The organism is Marseilla massiliensis, from assembly GCF_023336985.1.
Classification (GTDB): domain Bacteria; phylum Bacteroidota; class Bacteroidia; order Bacteroidales; family Bacteroidaceae; genus Prevotella; species Prevotella intestinigallinarum.
Genome location: NZ_JAMBLP010000001.1, coordinates 120,654 through 137,237, shown reverse-complemented (window position 1 = coordinate 137,237; position 16,584 = coordinate 120,654). Strand labels below are relative to the sequence as shown.

At 55.6% G+C, this 16,584-nt stretch carries 10 protein-coding genes; 5 read left to right on the top strand and 5 right to left on the bottom strand.

Annotated features, from left to right (window positions below):
• Positions 1-17 precede the first annotated feature (17 nt).
• The 3 genes from yidC to M3089_RS00490 all read left to right on the top strand — a co-directional run bounded on the left by yidC (position 18) and on the right by M3089_RS00490 (position 5,919).
• The gene (gene yidC / locus M3089_RS00500; RefSeq protein ID WP_249081188.1) at positions 18-1,904 is read left to right on the top strand and encodes a membrane protein insertase YidC; all 1,887 of its coding nucleotides are present in this window, start codon (positions 18-20) and stop codon (positions 1,902-1,904) included.
• A 79-nt stretch (positions 1,905-1,983) separates the two neighbouring features.
• Positions 1,984-4,152: a S9 family peptidase gene (locus tag M3089_RS00495; protein WP_249081187.1), complete on the top strand. Its 2,169-nt coding sequence runs from the start codon at positions 1,984-1,986 to the stop codon at positions 4,150-4,152.
• Positions 4,153-4,260: 108 nt separating this feature from the next.
• Positions 4,261-5,919, top strand: coding sequence for an MFS transporter (locus M3089_RS00490; RefSeq protein ID WP_205108831.1), 1,659 nt, complete (start codon positions 4,261-4,263; stop codon positions 5,917-5,919).
• A 903-nt stretch (positions 5,920-6,822) separates the two neighbouring features.
• On the opposite strand, the gene M3089_RS00485 is transcribed toward M3089_RS00490, so the two are convergent.
• From M3089_RS00485 to M3089_RS00470, 4 genes are all read right to left on the bottom strand, one after another.
• A complete protein-coding gene (locus M3089_RS00485) occupies positions 6,823-7,770 on the bottom strand; it encodes an endonuclease/exonuclease/phosphatase family protein (protein ID WP_249081186.1) in 948 nt (315 codons plus the stop codon).
• Positions 7,771-7,843: 73 nt separating this feature from the next.
• On the bottom strand, positions 7,844-9,373 hold the full coding sequence (locus M3089_RS00480) for a peptide MFS transporter (RefSeq protein ID WP_205108827.1): 1,530 nt from the start codon (positions 9,371-9,373) through the stop codon (positions 7,844-7,846).
• A 2-nt stretch (positions 9,374-9,375) separates the two neighbouring features.
• Positions 9,376-10,152: a porin family protein gene (locus M3089_RS00475; protein WP_394802229.1), complete on the bottom strand. Its 777-nt coding sequence runs from the start codon at positions 10,150-10,152 to the stop codon at positions 9,376-9,378.
• Positions 10,153-10,205: 53 nt separating this feature from the next.
• On the bottom strand, positions 10,206-11,573 hold the full coding sequence (locus M3089_RS00470; protein ID WP_249081184.1) for a PBP1 and LysM peptidoglycan-binding domain-containing protein: 1,368 nt from the start codon (positions 11,571-11,573) through the stop codon (positions 10,206-10,208).
• A 96-nt stretch (positions 11,574-11,669) separates the two neighbouring features.
• Between M3089_RS00470 and M3089_RS00465 the strand changes: the two genes are divergently transcribed.
• Positions 11,670-12,347: a gliding motility-associated C-terminal domain-containing protein gene (locus M3089_RS00465; protein ID WP_249081183.1), complete on the top strand. Its 678-nt coding sequence runs from the start codon at positions 11,670-11,672 to the stop codon at positions 12,345-12,347.
• On the top strand, positions 12,344-15,199 hold the full coding sequence (gene uvrA, locus M3089_RS00460) for an excinuclease ABC subunit UvrA (RefSeq protein WP_249081182.1): 2,856 nt from the start codon (positions 12,344-12,346) through the stop codon (positions 15,197-15,199). Before M3089_RS00465 ends, uvrA begins: the two co-directional genes overlap by 4 nt.
• A gap of 332 nt (positions 15,200-15,531) precedes the next feature.
• On the opposite strand, the gene M3089_RS00455 is transcribed toward uvrA, so the two are convergent.
• Positions 15,532-16,533: a porin gene (locus M3089_RS00455; RefSeq protein ID WP_394802228.1), complete on the bottom strand. Its 1,002-nt coding sequence runs from the start codon at positions 16,531-16,533 to the stop codon at positions 15,532-15,534.
• Between the last annotated feature and the right edge of the window lie 51 nt (positions 16,534-16,584).

Here is a 16,584-nt window from a genome sequence, read left to right as displayed (position 1 = left end):
CAAACACAGCAAACGAAATGAACAAGAACACGACTATTGGCCTGATTCTCATGGCCCTGCTCATCTTCGGCTACGGATGGTACGTGCAGCCGTCGGAAGAGCAGATAGCCATGCAACGCCAACAAGACTCCATAGCCAACGCCATCAAGCAGCAGGCTGAGAAGGAACAAAAGATGGCGGAAGCCAACCGGAAAGCCAAAGCTGCCGAAAGGGCGAAGAACGACACCACCGCTCTGTTCTACTCTGCACTGAACGGCAAAAGCCAACAGGTGGTGCTGAAGAACAGCAGCGTGGAGCTGACTCTCGACACCAAGGGCGGAGTGGTGAAAAAAGCGCGCATACTGGGATTCAAAGACCGCAACGGCGACAAAGACGTGACGCTGTTCGACGGCAACGAACAAAGCCTGAACTTCATGCTCGCCGGCAAGACGACAAACATAATCACGCAAGACCTGTATTTCACTCCGTCAAACGTGACCGACTCTACAGTCACCATGACGGCCGACGCCGGCAACGGCGGTGCCATCATACTGGACTACAAGCTGGGCAAGGACTACATGCTGCGCATGTCGGTGCAGGCCAAGGGGCTCAGCGGACTGTTCGCACCAAACTACAAGGAGATGGACATCGAGTGGAGCGACAAATGCCGACAGCAGGAAAAAGGCTTCACATTTGAGAACAGGTATGCCACCCTTACATACAAGGAAAAGGACGGAGGCACCGACTACCTAAGCGAAACATCGGCCAAGGAAGACGAGAAGATTGAGGAAAAGCTCGACTGGGTGGCCTTCAAGAACCAGTTCTTCAGCGCCGTGCTCATCTCGAAAGACGACTTCGCGGCCAACTCGCTGCTCACAAGCATACCGCAGGAGAAAGGCACGGGATACCTCAAGCAGTACAACGCCAAGCTCAAGACGTTCTTCGACCCCACAGGGGCCAAGCCCACCGAGCTCGAGATGTTTATCGGGCCCAACGACTTCAGGCTGCTGCAAGGCGTGGAGAAAGAGAGCACATCAGGCAAAGACCTCGACCTGCAGAGGCTGGTCTACCTCGGATGGCCGCTCTTCCGCATCATCAACCGGTGGTTTACGCTCTACGTCTTCGACTGGCTCACAGGCCTTGGGCTCAACATGGGCATTGTGCTCATACTCATCACGCTGCTGCTGAAGGTCATAACATACCCCATGGTGAAGAAAAGCTACATGAGCTCTGCCAAGATGCGCGTGCTCAGACCGAAGCTCGAAGAGGCCACCAAGCAGTACGACAAGCCCGAAGACCAGATGATGAAGCAGCAGGCAATGATGGCAATGTACTCAAAGTATGGCGTGAGCCCGCTGAGCGGATGCCTGCCCATGCTCATACAGATGCCTATCTGGATTGCCATGTTCAACTTCGTGCCCAACGCCATACAGCTCCGCGGCGAGAGCTTCCTGTGGATTAGCGACCTCTCTACCTACGACCCCATCATTGAGTGGAACAAGAACATCTGGCTCATCGGCGACCACCTGAGCCTCACCTGCATACTCTTCTGCGTGGCAAACGTGCTCTACTCCATCATGAGCATGCGCCAGCAGCGCGACCAGATGGTGGGCCAGCAGGCCGAACAGATGAAGATGATGCAGTGGATGATGTACCTCATGCCGGTGATGTTCTTCTTCATATTCAACGATTACTCTGCCGGGCTCAACTTCTATTACTTCATCTCGCTGTTCTTCAGCGCCGCCATAATGTGGATATTGCGCAAGACCACCGACGACGAGAAGCTGCTTGCCATACTCGAGGCGCGCTACAAGGAAAACCAGAACAACCCCAAGAAAACCAGCGGGCTGGCCGCACGACTCGAGGAAATGCAGCGACAGGCCGAAGAAATGAAGCGGATGCGCGAACAGGCCCGCAAGAAATAAAGGCATACATTATAATAACCTAAATGCAAGGGCGTCCCTTGGCGGGCGCCCTTGCGGTATAACCAAAACTCCAATAACAATGAACAGATTGACAGCAATGACTGCGGCGGCTTTGCTAACCTTAGCCGGCAACGCACAAACGGCGCCGACAACCAACATCGGCAAGAGCGACATAACCGTAGAAAACAAGCTGATGACGCCGGAGGCACTGTGGGCCATGGGCCGGATAGCCACGGCAACGGCTTCGCCCGACGGCAAGCAGATAGCCTACCAGGTGGGGTATTACAGCGTCAAGGAGAACAAAGGTCACCAGGTGCTGTGCCTCATCGACGCCAACGGGAAGAACAACAGGCAGCTGACAACGGCCGCCACGAGCGAGACCGACCCCGCATGGATAGAACAGGGGCAGCGCATCGCATACATCAGCGAAGGCGAGATATGGGCCATGAACGCCGACGGCTCAGGGCGCAAGCAACTGTCTGAGTCGGGAGGAAGCATCGAAGGGTTCAAGTTTTCGCCCGACGGCAAGAAGGTGATACTGATAAAATCGATACCATACAACGACATAATTAAAAAGAACCCCGACGACCTGCCACTGGCCACAGGCCGCCTTGCCACCGACCTGATGTACCGCCACTGGGACCACTACGTAGAAAGCATACAGCACCCGTTTGTGGCCGATGTGACAGGCAACGGCATAACCGAGGGCGAAGACATAATGAAAGGCGAGCCATACGAATGCCCCATGGCACCGTTCGGAGGCATCGAGCAACTGAACTGGAGTCCCGACTCAAGGCTGATTGCATATACCTGCCGCAAGAAAACGGGGCTCGCGTATGCCATCTCTACCGACTCAGACATATATCTATACGACACCGAGACAAAGACAACCATCAACCTGTGCAAGCCGGCCGGCTACAAGCCGGTGGCCGTCGACCCGACCCGCTCCATGAAAGGCCAGTCCGTAAACAGCGAGGAGAACCTGAAGAACAACCCGGGATATGACACCAACCCGCAGTTCTCGCCCGACGGCAAGTACATTGCATGGCAGAGCATGGCGCGCGACGGGTATGAGGCCGACCGCAACCGCCTCTGCGTATACAACAGGGCCACAGGAGAGAAGACATACGTTACCGAGAGTTTCGACTCAAACGTCGACGCCTTCTGCTGGCACTCCGACTCGCAGACACTGTCGTTCACCGGAGTGTGGCACGGCTGCGTCAACGTTTACCAGACCAATCTCAAGGGCGAGGTGCGCCAGGTGACCAACGACTGGGCCGACTACGTGGCACTGTCGCCCGCCAACGACGGCAAGAAGCTGCTTGCAATACGCCAGAGCATGTCGGAGCCGTCGGACATTTTCATCGTCAACCCCGGCAAGGAGCCGAAGAAAACCAAGGTGGAGCAGGTGACATTTGAAAACAAGCACATACTCGACCAGATAGCCACAGGCAAGGTGCAGCAGCGCTGGGTAAAGACGACCGACGGCAAGAACATGCTCTGCTGGATTGTGCTGCCAGCCAATTTCGACCCAAACAAGAAATACCCCACACTGCTCTTCTGCGAAGGCGGGCCCCAAAGCCCGGTGAGCCAGTTCTGGAGCTACCGTTGGAACATGCAGATAATGGCCGCCAACGGCTATGTGGTGGTTGCTCCAAACCGCCGCGGACTGCCCGGCTTCGGCTCTGAATGGAACGAGCAAGTGAGCGGCGACTGGACCGGACAGTGCATGAACGACTACCTCTCGGCCATCGACGACGCAGCCCAAAACCTGCCCTTCGTCGACAAAGACCGCCTCGGCGCCGTCGGTGCCAGCTTCGGAGGCTTCAGCGTCTACTATCTCGCCGGCCACCACAACAAGCGCTTCAAGTGCTTCATATCCCACGACGGGGCATTCAACCTTGAGTCGATGTACACCGACACCGAGGAGGCTTGGTTCAGCAACTGGGAGTATGAAGACGCTTACTGGAACAAGCCGCTCTCGGCTGAGGCCAAGAAGACATACGACAACTCGCCCCATAAGTTTGTAGACAAGTGGGACACGCCCATCCTCTGCATCCACGGCGAGAAAGACTACCGCATCAACTACAACCAAGGCATGGGAGCGTTCAACGCTGCCCGCATGCGGGGCATACCGGCAGAGCTGCTCATATTCCCCGACGAAAACCACTGGGTGCTCAAGCCCCAGAACGGAATACTGTGGCAGCGCACATTCTTCAACTGGCTCGACCGCTGGCTGAAAGACTGAGCCATAGCCACAACCACAACGGGACAACGGCGGGCCGCATGCGGAGAACGACCGCACCGACGGCCGCCAACCAACAAAACAGGGCTTTAACCAATAACAATTCATATTATGACAGAAAAGATTCAAAAGACACTGAGGGACTCTGCCGGAATGAGATGGATGGTATTGTTCTTCCTGGCGTTTGCCATGTTCTGCTCCTACATCTTCATGGACATACTCTCGCCTATCAAAGACCTGATGCAGTCGACAAGGGGTTGGGACTCTACCGCCTTCGGAACCATGCAAGGATCCGAGACATTCCTCAACGTGTTCGTGTTCTTCCTCATCTTTGCCGGAATCATACTCGACAAGATGGGAGTAAGGTTCACGGCCGTGCTCTCGGGCGCGGTGATGCTGGTCGGGGCCACCATCAACTGGTATGCCGTGACAGAGATGTTCCAGGGAAGCAGCCTGGAGACATGGTTCAACGAAAACCTCAACTACATACCCGGCTTCGATGAGCTCGGCATATCGCCGTTCTACCTCGGCATGCCGGCCTCGGCCAAGTTTGCGGCCATAGGCTTCATGATATTCGGATGCGGCGTAGAGATGGCCGGCATCACCGTTTCGCGAGGCATCGTGAAATGGTTCAAGGGCCACGAGATGGCACTGGCCATGGGCTCGGAGATGGCACTGGCGCGCTTGGGCGTGGCCACCTGCATGATATTCTCGCCGGTGTTTGCCAAGATGGGCGGCGTTATCGACGTGTCGCGCTCGGTGGCTTTCGGTGTCGTGCTGCTCATGATAGCCCTCATAATGTTCATCGTCTACTTCTTCCTCGACAAGAAACTCGACTCACAGACCGGCGAGGCAGAGGAAAAAGACGACCCGTTCAAGATTAGCGACATTGGCAACATACTGCGCAGCAGGGGCTTCTGGCTCGTGGCATTGCTGTGTGTGCTCTACTACTCGGCCATCTTCCCGTTCCAGAAGTACGCCGTCAACATGCTTCAGTGCAACCTAACATTCACCAAGCTGTCGCCCGAATCATTCTGGGCCGGCAACACGGTGACAGTGATACAGTATGTAATCATGCTCATCGTGGCCGCCGCAGCGTTTGCCAGCAACTTCTCGAAGGGCAAGACAATGAAGAGCGTCATGCAAGTGGTGGCCGTCGTAGCGCTCGTAATATTCTGCTACATGGGCTACATGAGGCAGAGCGCCGAGACAGTGTTTGCAGTATTCCCGCTGCTGGCCGTGGGCATAACCCCCATCCTGGGCAACTATGTCGACCATAAGGGCAAGGCAGCCTCGATGCTCGTGGTGGGCTCGCTGCTGCTCATAGCCTGCCACCTAACGTTTGCCTTCATCCTGCCCATGTTCAAGGGCAACGCCGTCGGAGGCATCATCGTGGCCTACGTCACCATCCTCGTGCTCGGTGCCAGCTTCTCACTGGTGCCGGCCGCACTGTGGCCCAGCGTGCCCAAGCTGGTCGACGCCAAGATCATCGGCAGTGCCTATGCCCTGATTTTCTGGATTCAGAACATCGGACTGTGGCTCTTCCCGTTGCTCATCGGAAAGGTGCTCGACCAGACCAACCCGCAACTCGTGTCCGACTTGAAAAACGGATTGATATCACCCGAAGAGGCTGCCATGTCTTACGACTATACAGTGCCACTGGTAATGCTGGCCTGCCTCGGCGTGGCAGCTCTGATATTAGGGTTTGTGCTCAAGATTGTAGACAAGAAATACGGATACCGACTTGAGGAGCCCAACATAACGGAATAACCTGACCGAGGCCTGCAACGCACAAGCAGGACCGGAAGGAGAGCCAAAGGCGTGGGTTTTCACAACTACATGCAAAGCCGCATACGCCAGCTTCAACGCTGGTGCATGCGGCTTTTTCGTACACGCGGCAAGCAATGGGGCGACAGCATTTTGTAAAAGAAAGCAGCAAAAGCCATCAAATCGGGCAGACAGTTGAATACCAGACACATAGCCAACTGGGGCACACGGCTATTGAAAACCTGCCGTATGGCATGGCCAGAAGGGCCAAACCGCGCGCTGATACGGGCCGCTTTGCAATGCAATATGGCCGGTTTGGCAACGGGGTATGGCATCGTAAACATTTATGCAAAACCGGTGATGAGACAGACGGGATGCGCATTGTTTGCCTTTCCCGGCTTTCAATGTGCTTTCGTCGTGTTCCGGCACCTTGCCGGCCACTTTGCAGCGTGCTTATCACGTTACGCCTGCAGCAAAGGCAGCGGCCAATCTGCACGGCATAACAACTAAATCACATCAGACTGTAACTGCCAATTCGGGGCAGACCGGAAGCGACATGCGCCGTCTACACCAAAGCGTTGAAGGCAGGGCAATGACTGTTTCGACTACCGGCATACATGCCTGTGGCATGCATGAGTGGCGTCTCTGCGCTGTGCGTAGAGTCAAAGAAGCAACGAGGATGCAGGAAAAAGGAGTATGAAACGCTGTCGGAATTTCTGTGATGAAACAACTGCCGGCAGGCAAGCCTATCCTTATATCCATCTGGCCAAAAAGCGACAGAGCATAATATCCATGCAGATTGCTTGGCTCCGTAGCCGAAGGCATGGCGGAGTGTAGCAACAAGAAGCGGAAGGCAATATTCAGGAATTGGCGGTGTAAACCACCCCCGACAGACTCGGCCCTGCCCTATCGCAGGCGCAGACGAACCACAAGCGGCAGGTGGTCGCTGTATCCGTCGCGGCGGTAACGGTAGCCAACATAAGTGCGGCGGGGCTTCACTCCGCCGTAGGTGGCGTCGGGCTCGGTAAGAAACGGCAAGTCGTTGACCCTGCTCCATTCAAAACGAGGCATCAGGCTGTCACTCAAGAACACATGGTCAAGGCTCCCCCACTTGCCATCATACCTGTATGTGGCCTTTGCACCATGGCTGCCGCGGGCCCTGGCGGTGACGTTGACCATGCCATGCCGCCCAATGTAGGCCAGAGCGCTGTCGGCGGCATAGTCGTTGAAGTCGCCTGCCACGATAATCGACGCCCCCGGCTGCACGGTGCGCACCGAGTCGATGGCCTCGCACAATCGCCCGGCAACGGCCAGACGGTGCCTCCGCGTGGCCCGCTCACCGCCACGGCGGCTCGGGGCATGCACCACAAAGATGTGCAAAGTGTCGTCGGTGATAACCCTGCCCGCAACGTAGAGTATGTCGCGCGTGGGCCTCATCCCGCGCACCGGGGCCACCCGCAACGACGCGTGGCTGATGGGGGCAAACGAAAACTCATGGTAGAGCAGAGCCACGTCGATGCCGCGATCGTCGGGCGAGTCGGTCATTACGTAACCGTAGCGCGCGTTGCGCAACAGCGAACGCTTGATCAGGTCGCGCAATACAGTGTCGTTTTCTACCTCGCATAGAGCAACGAGGTCGGGTATGTAGCAGTCGGTGCTGTCTTCACCGCACGAGAGTATGGCCCGCCCGATGTTGTCGAGCTTGCGCCAATAGCGCGACGCAGTCCAATGGCGCGGTGCTTCGGGCAGGAATTCGGTGTCGGCCCTCAGGCTGTCGTGGCGGCAGTCGAAAAGGTTTTCGCAGTTCAGTTCGACGAAAGTGAGTAACGAAACAAGGAGCAGACCAACAGTCATGGGCGGAGAAACGGGTAAGAAAATGCGGCGGAAAGGTGCCTATCGGCCACCCTTCCGCCGCAATACGACATGATTAGCAAACCTTTTCGAGCCGCTTCATTATAGCGAACATGAACAGTGCGGCCATCAGGCACAACACTATGAGCACGGCCCACACAATCCATACGGGCAGGCCCCAGAGCCATGAAGCAACGCTGGTGAGGTAGTTGCCCACTGCCGTGGCTGCAAACCAACCGCCCATCATCAGTCCCTTATACTTGACAGGGGCCACCTTCGACACAAACGATATGCCCATGGGGCTGAGCAGCAGCTCGCCAAAGGTGAGTATGAGGTAGGTGCTGACAAGCCAGTTGGGCGAAACGCGGTAGTCGCCCGAAGCCATGGCCGGGTCGGTTATCTGTTCGGGCGTAGGCAGGCCGAACGAAGCAACGCACATGAGCACATAGGCTACGCCGGCCACAAGCATACCGTAGGCTATTTTGCGAGGAGCCGAAGGCTCGCGGCCGGTCTTTGCCAGCCATCCGAATATAGCCATAGACACAGGCGTCAGTGCCACAACGAAGCAGGGGTTGAACTGCTGGAAGATGGGGGCGCTCACGGCAACCGACTCTGCCTGGCTGCTGTATTGGTAAACCAAGCCGACAATGCTGAGCAATATCACTGCGGCAGAGATGCCTTTACCGCGCGATGTCTTCGACTGGAACAGCCCGAACAAAGCGTAGACAATGAATATGACGAGCAGGAGGTTGAGCACGTTGAACTCCATTCCGACTATGCCGCTCACACTCGTAACGACATAGTCGCGGGCAAAGAACGTGAGCGTAAGGCCGTTCTGGTGGAATGCCATCCAAAAGAATATCACCACGACAAACACAAGGCAAAGAGCCACGATGCGGTCTTTATCGCTCACTCCGTGGTGGGCGTCGTCGGCTTTTGCGCCTGCCGAGCCGGCGTTCTTGGCCGGGGCCGATGTTGTCTCGGTGTGGCGGAAGGTGCTGCGGAAGCCGTAGTAGATGGCCATCGACACTATAAGCGACGCACAAGCCACACCGAAAGCATAGTGATAAGCGTCGGTCTCGCTCACCCCAAAGGTGCGCTGTGCCCAGCCCATCACCCAAACGGCTGCGCTGGGGGCAAACATGGCACCGATGTTTATGGCCATGTAGAAGATGCTGAAAGCCGCATCACGGCGGTTTTCATACTCCGGGTTGTCGTAGAGATTGCCTACCATTACCTGCAGGTTGCCCTTGAACAGGCCAGTTCCGAGGCTTATCAGCACCAATGCCGTGAACATGGCAATCAGCGCCACGGTGTTGGTGCCAAGCGGAAGGGCCATGAGCAGGTAGCCGATGAACATGACCACGATGCCCAGTGTGACCATGCGTCCGAAACCAAACTTATCGGCAAGTATGCCGCCAAGCACAGGCAAGAAATAAACCAAGGCGAGGAAACCGCCATAGATGTTGCCCGCTGTGGCTGCCGAGAAACCGAAATTAGCCTGCAAGAACAGGACGAAAATGGCAAGCATCGTGTAATATCCGAATCGCTCGCCTGTGTTGGCCAATGCCAACGCGTAAAGACCTTTGGGTTGATTTTCAAACATTGCTATTTAATTTTAGAGTTTTTAGTTCGCATTACGTCAAACAAGTATGTGAGCTTTATTATTATGCTTCCGTTGTTACTGCGCCCGAAGTAGTCGCGCTTCGAGTTGCCGAAGATGTCGCCGAGGCCGTAGTAATACCGCCCCTCGAGCAGGAAGTGGCCCACCTTTGGGTGGGAATACTCTATGCCAAGGCCCCCGGCAATGCCATAGTCGAACTTGCGCTGTATGTCAAGCGAATCCTGCACGGCGTCCCTGAGCGCCCCAACGCGGTCTGACTGGTTGCGCTCGGCGAAGTTGAAGTTTGACTTTGCCTTGTCATTGAGGAAAAAACCTACCTGTGGCCCCACCTGGAAATAAAACTGGAAACCTTTGCGTTCGCGGCCCCATCCGAGCCTGGCGAAGAGCGGAACCTGAACGTATGTTAGTGTGCGCTGGTATTCCTCGGGCAGCCCTGTCACCTGGTTTATCACGGGCTGGTCGTCAACCGTGAGTATGTCTTCCTTCCAACCGGCCTGCGCAAAGTTTATCTCGCCGACGAGGGCGCACACGCTCTTGAAGTACTTCTCGCACGTATAACGGACAGTGATGCCGCCGGTGATGCCGCCGAGCAAGCCTTGCGGCACGTCGGGATTGAAGCCAACGTTGCTCAGCATGTAGCCGCCATTGACACCAACGCTAAGCTCGCTGCGGTGCTCGCCTATCTGGGCAATGGCCGACTGAACGCACAAAAGGGCCACAACAGCAACAAACGCCCTGCGCAGACAATGGCCTGCGCCCATCACGGCCGTGCGGCCTATCGCTTTTTCCTTATAACCTGACATTGCCCGATGCGTTAAAAGTTAATAGTCTCTATCCTGTGTCCGGGCGTGTAATGGACGAAAAGGATGCTGCGGTTCTGGTATCCGCCGCTGCCCACCCGCTCAAAGTGCAGCGGTGTCTGTATCGGGGTGTACCCCACCATGCCCCTCGCGCCTGTGAACTTGTCGCCATACAGGTGCAGACCCTTTATGAAATAATAGGCTTGGTCGAAGCCTGTGATGGCGAACCGGGGCAGCGCCTGCATCATGTCTTCGTGGAAATTCCACCTGTACTTTAGCTCGATGCGGGCCGTCCTGGCCGATAGCGGGTTGGTATAGAATGCTGCCGGTATGTGGACATTGTACTTATAGTAGTTGTCAAGGTTGTATTTGGTGTACATCATCCATTCGGTATAGCCGAACATCGTTACTTTTATGTCCGGGTTATTCATCGTGAAGTTGTTCAGTTTGGCAAAGGCTATGTTGAGCTCCGGCGAGCGTCCGGTGTTGAGGATAACGACGTTAGGCATCGTCTTGCTGAATGCCTTGGCGAAAAATGCCTCGCTCGACTTCAGGTTTGTTATCGAGTAGTTGCGCCCCATGGTCTCCATGCGCCTGCGGAGCCCGAAAGTGAATATGCCCTTCTGGCTTGTGGTGTCATTGCAATCGATGAACACTGCGTGGTAACCGGCAAACTTCTCGAGGAAGCGGGCTATCACGGCTTCATTGTATTCGGTGGCGTTCTGGTACACCTGGAACAGGTTTGGATTGGTCTTCAGCTCGGGGGCGTTGATTGAAAACGGTATGAGCACCTTTATCCCGTGCTCCGAGGCAAAGTCGGAAAGCGCCTTCACCTGCGTTGAATACAACGGGCCGATAATCAAGTCACACTTTTCAGCATCCTTGTCCTTGAGCGTTTGCCTTATGTCGGCGTCTTCCGGGACGTTCCATGCCCTTATGTCAACCGACACACCGCCCTGCTTCAAGCTGTCGCAAGCCATCAGTACGCCGCGGTAATACTCAACCATCCGTCGCCCGTCGCCATTGACATTGTGCAGCGGAAGCATCACACCGACCCTTATCGCGCGCCGTCTCATGTCGTCGACACTGCCGGCCGGCGATGCCTCGACGCGGGCCTTGCCCCCGGAAGCGGCTGAGCCATCCTTGGGATAAGGTATGAATATGTAGTCGCCCTTCTTCAGTTCGTAACCCGGCTGCTTCATGTCGGGATTGGCGTTCATAAGTTCCTCTACCGTGATGCCGTTGTCACGGGCAATGCCAAAGATGGTCTCCTTGCGCTTAACCTTATGCATCTCTTTCCAGTTGGACGTCTGCCCGGCTGCCGTACCTACCGTGAAAACAAACGCAACAAGCATCAAGAAACATCTGAAATGTTGATTCATATCTCTATTATTTTCAATAATCGCCTACAAAATTACCAAAAAAGCGCGGATAAATCAACATTAATCGCTAATTTTGCACATTATATTTTACGTAAGATGAGAATCAAACCAATATTAATGATGTGCTTGCTTGCTTTGCTGTCGATATCAGCAAGGGCGGCATTCACCCCTACGGCTTATTACACTGTTGACGGAGTGGACATGGAGGCGACCGATGTGATCAACGACGCACAGGCACCTCTCACCGTTACCTTCAGGGCAAACCCGACCGACCTCGGCGATGCTACACCCACATACGAGTGGCGCTTCACCCGCGAGGGAAGCACAGACCCGTTCATTGTAAGGTATGAGGAAGAGACAACTTACGAGTTTCGCGAATCGGGCTCGATAAGCGTGTCGCTCTACGTGGCCTACAACGACACGACGGAGGCAGAACTCATCTCGACAATAAGGGTGAGCATAAGCACCAGCATACTGGAAATGCCAAACGCATTCTCGCCCAACGGCGACGGCATCAACGACGTATACAAGGCAAAAGACACCCACAAGAGCATAGTGGAGTTCCACGCATACATCTTCAACAGGTGGGGGCAGAAGCTCTTCGACTGGACTAACATCGATGAGGGATGGGACGGCACGTTCAACGGAAAGGCGGTGAGCGCCGGCGTATACTTCGTGCTCGTGAAGGCCAAGGGATCCGACGGCACCGAATACAACATTAGGCGAGACGTCAACCTGATGCGCGACTATACGGAAGGAGGCACACAGAGATGAACGACACGCAAAATTACGACACTCTGCGTGAAGACGAGCGCATCAACGTATGGGGCGCCCGGGTTCACAACCTGAAGAATATCAACGTGGAAATACCGCGCAACAGCCTGACCGTGGTGACCGGACTGTCGGGCTCTGGAAAGTCGTCGCTGGCCTTCGACACCATCTACGCCGAGGGCCAGAGACGGTATATCGAGACATTCTCGGCATACGCACGCAACTTCCTCGGCGGACTGGAGCGGCCGGACGTTGACAAAATCACCGGACTGAGCCCCGTGATAAGCATCGAACAGAAGACAACCAACAAGAATCCCCGTTCTACCGTGGGCACCACGACTGAGATTTACGACTTCATGCGACTGCTCTTTGCCCGGGCAGGCAAGGCTTACAGCTATGCCACCGGCGAAGAGATGGTGAAGTATACTGAGGAGAAAGTGCTCCAGATGATCATGGACGACTATGCCGGAAAGAAAATCATGATACTCGCCCCGGTGGTTCGCAGCCGCAAGGGTCACTACCGCGAACTGTTCGAGAGCATGAGGCGAAAGGGCTATCTCAACATACGCGTAGACGGCGAGGTCAAGGAGATAACGCGGGGGATGAAGGTTGACCGTTACAAAAACCACGACATAGAAGTCGTAATAGACAAGCTGATGGTGCAGCCCAAGGACGACGAGCGACTGAAAAAGAGCGTCTCGATAGCCATGAAGCAGGGCGAAGGACTCATCATGGTGCTCGACAACGACACGCAGACGGCAAAATACTTCTCCAAAAGGCTGATGTGCCCCACCACCGGCATATCTTACAGCGACCCGGCACCCAACAACTTCTCGTTCAACTCGCCGCAAGGGGCGTGCCCGAGATGCAAAGGGCTGGGCTACATCAACGAGATTGACATAAGCAAAGTAATACCCGACCGCTCGCTGAGCATCTACAAGGGAGCCATCGTGCCACTGGGCAAATACAAGAACCAGATGATTTTCTGGCAGATAGACTCCATACTGCACAAATACGACTGCGACATCAAGACGCCGGTTGACAGCATTCCCGACGACGCGCTTAACGAAATACTCAACGGCTCGATTGAAAACGTGAGGATAGACAAGGAGCTTGTGCACACGTCGAGCGACTATTTCGTGGCTTTCGACGGGGTGGTGAAATACCTGCGGAGCGTGTTCGAAGACGACGACTCGGCCAGCGGCCAGAAGTGGGCCGACCAGTTCATGGCCGTGTGCGAGTGTCCCGAGTGCCACGGACAGCGCCTCAAGCGCGAGTCTCTGTCGTATAAGATATGGAACAAGAACATCGCCGAGCTGTCGATGATGGACATAGCAGAGTTGCGCGAATGGCTCGACGAGGCCGAAAGCCATCTCGACGAGCAACAGAAACAGATAGCGGAAGAGATTCTGAAGGAGATTCGCACGCGCATAGACTTCCTGCTCGAGGTGGGGCTCGACTACCTTTCGCTCAACAGGCAGTCGGCCACGCTGTCGGGAGGAGAGAGCCAGCGCATCAGGCTTGCCACGCAAATAGGCTCGCAACTCGTCAATGTGCTGTATATACTCGACGAGCCCAGCATAGGCCTGCACCAGCGCGACAACGAGAGGCTCATACGATCGCTGAAAGAACTGCGCGACATAGGCAACACGGTCATTGTGGTTGAGCACGACAAAGACATGATGCTCAATGCCGACTACATCGTAGACATAGGCCCGAAGGCCGGGCGCAACGGCGGCGAGGTGGTGTTCCAGGGAACGCCACGCGACATGCTCGCCAAGCACACCATGACAAGCATGTACCTAAACGGCGAGCTCAAGATAGAGATACCCAAGCAACGGCGCAAGGGCAACGGCAAGAGCCTGTGGCTGAAAGGCGCAAAAGGCAACAACCTGAAAGGCGTCGACGTGGAGTTTCCGCTCGGAACGCTCATCGTGGTAACCGGGGTCAGCGGCTCGGGCAAATCTACATTGATCAACGAAACGCTCCACCCCATACTGAGCCAACACTTCTACCGCTCGGTGAAACAGCCGATGGAATATGGCTCAATAGAGGGAATGGACTTCATAGACAAGGTGGTCAACGTAGACCAGAGCCCGCTTGGCCGCACACCGAGGTCGAACCCGGCCACCTATACGGGTGTGTTCAGCGACATACGGGCGCTGTTTGTCAACCTGCCGGAAGCAAAGATAAGGGGCTACAAGCCCGGACGCTTTTCGTTCAACGTCAAGGGAGGGCGCTGCGAGGCCTGCGGCGGCAACGGATACAAGACGATAGAGATGAACTTCCTGCCCGACGTGATGGTGCCATGCGAGGTGTGCCACGGCAAGCGCTACAACAGGGAGACCCTGGAAGTGCGCTACAAGGGCAAGAGCATTGCCGACGTGCTCGACATGACCATCAACCAGGCGGTGGACTTCTTTGAGAATGTGCCCGACATCCTGCGAAAGATAAAGACCATACAAGACGTAGGACTTGGATACATTAAGCTCGGACAACCGTCGACAACGCTCTCGGGAGGCGAGAGCCAGCGCGTAAAACTGGCCACGGAACTGAGCAAACGCGACACGGGAAAGACGCTATACATTCTCGACGAGCCCACCACAGGGCTTCATTTCGAGGATATCAGGATACTGATGGACGTCATTGAGAAACTGGTAGACCGAGGCAACACCGTGATAATAATAGAACACAACCTCGATGTCATCAAGATGGCCGACTACATAATCGACATGGGGCCCGAGGGAGGGCGAAACGGCGGCTACGTGCTGTCGGCCGGCACTCCCGAAGAGGTTGCCATGAGCGACAAGGGGTTCACCCCGAGGTTCCTTCGCGATGAGCTCGGCATAGGTTAAGCCCTGTCCGTCCGCCGGGCCAACAACCTATTCCGCAACGTTGCCGGCATGGTTGGCTGTCGGCTTCGCCGGAAGCGTTGCAGCCGGAAGCAAGGCAAAGCGGCCAACAGGCTGACGGCATGAGTGCAGAAGCGCTTGTTTGGCACGACATGGACACAGGTACAGACATGCCGAGGCATTACTGCCGTATGGTGGCCGACGCCACGCAGTATGCGGCAGGGCCCCAGATTGGCATAGACACAGGCAGACAACATCCCGCCATGCTTTCAGCGCAGTTATGCGCGGAGGCATGGCGGGATTTCTTTTGATACCCTAAAAAATACAACCGTATGTCAGAATCTGGTCATGAACTCAATCACTATCTTGTCGCGCTCCGACGGCTTGGCAACCGCATCTTCGCGATAGAAATACTTCTCATAGTTGAGACGGATGTCGGAAACAAACGGTGTGCCAAGGCTCAGGGTCACACCGCCCGTTATGCGCGAGCGCCGGTAGTCGGTGGTATTGAGCAGCCCCGTCTCTGCGTCGGCCGTACCGTCGCTGTGGTCGCTCATGTAATCAAAGCGCGCCAAGGGCGACACTTTCTTTACCAGCGGCTTCTTTCCGCCCACCTTTATGTCGTAGTTGACAAAGCCGTCGAAGGAATGAACAGCCCCGTAGGCATTGTCGGCATAGTGCTTGTACAGGTATTCGGCCTCCACATGCCATCCGTTGCCATGGTAATAGGCGCCGGCGTCATACATCATTATGTTTACCGCCTCGGGCTTTATCTTCTGCACACTCAGCGTGAGGTTGAAACCTTTCGGGAAGAAGAGCTGAGCCTTGGCCGAATAGTTTATGTTGTTGGTCCAGAAATCCTTCTGGTCGGTGAGCCCCGAGCCATTGAACATGCCGGCTTCGAGTATTATCGGAAATCCCACGTTGAACGTATAGCCGAGAGTGGCGCCCACGTCACGCACGTTGCCCACCTGCTTGGCTATGAACGAACGGTTGGCAAAATACTGCTGGTGGGGCGAACGGTGGGCGTCGATGGTAAAGGGCACGCGCATCTGGCCTATGGTGAAATTGAGCGTGCGCCACGGACTGATGCGCGTGTATGCGTCGAGCATCTTTATGCTGCCCTCGTCGGAGAGGTCTATTTCGGCCTTGTACGACACGGCGTCAACCACCTTTCCCGACAGGCTGAAGCGGGCATTGCGCACCTGGAAGCGGCCCTCGCCTTCCTCGGTCTGGTATTCGTACTTGCCGCGAATCGTTCCGTTGATTTCGGGCTTGAACTGTGCTGCGGCATCCATGCCTGCAAACAATGCCAAAATGGCCAGTAAATGTTTCATACGGTTGCGTGGGTTGTTACTCCAATTTAGCGCGGGACGGCCGATGGCTGT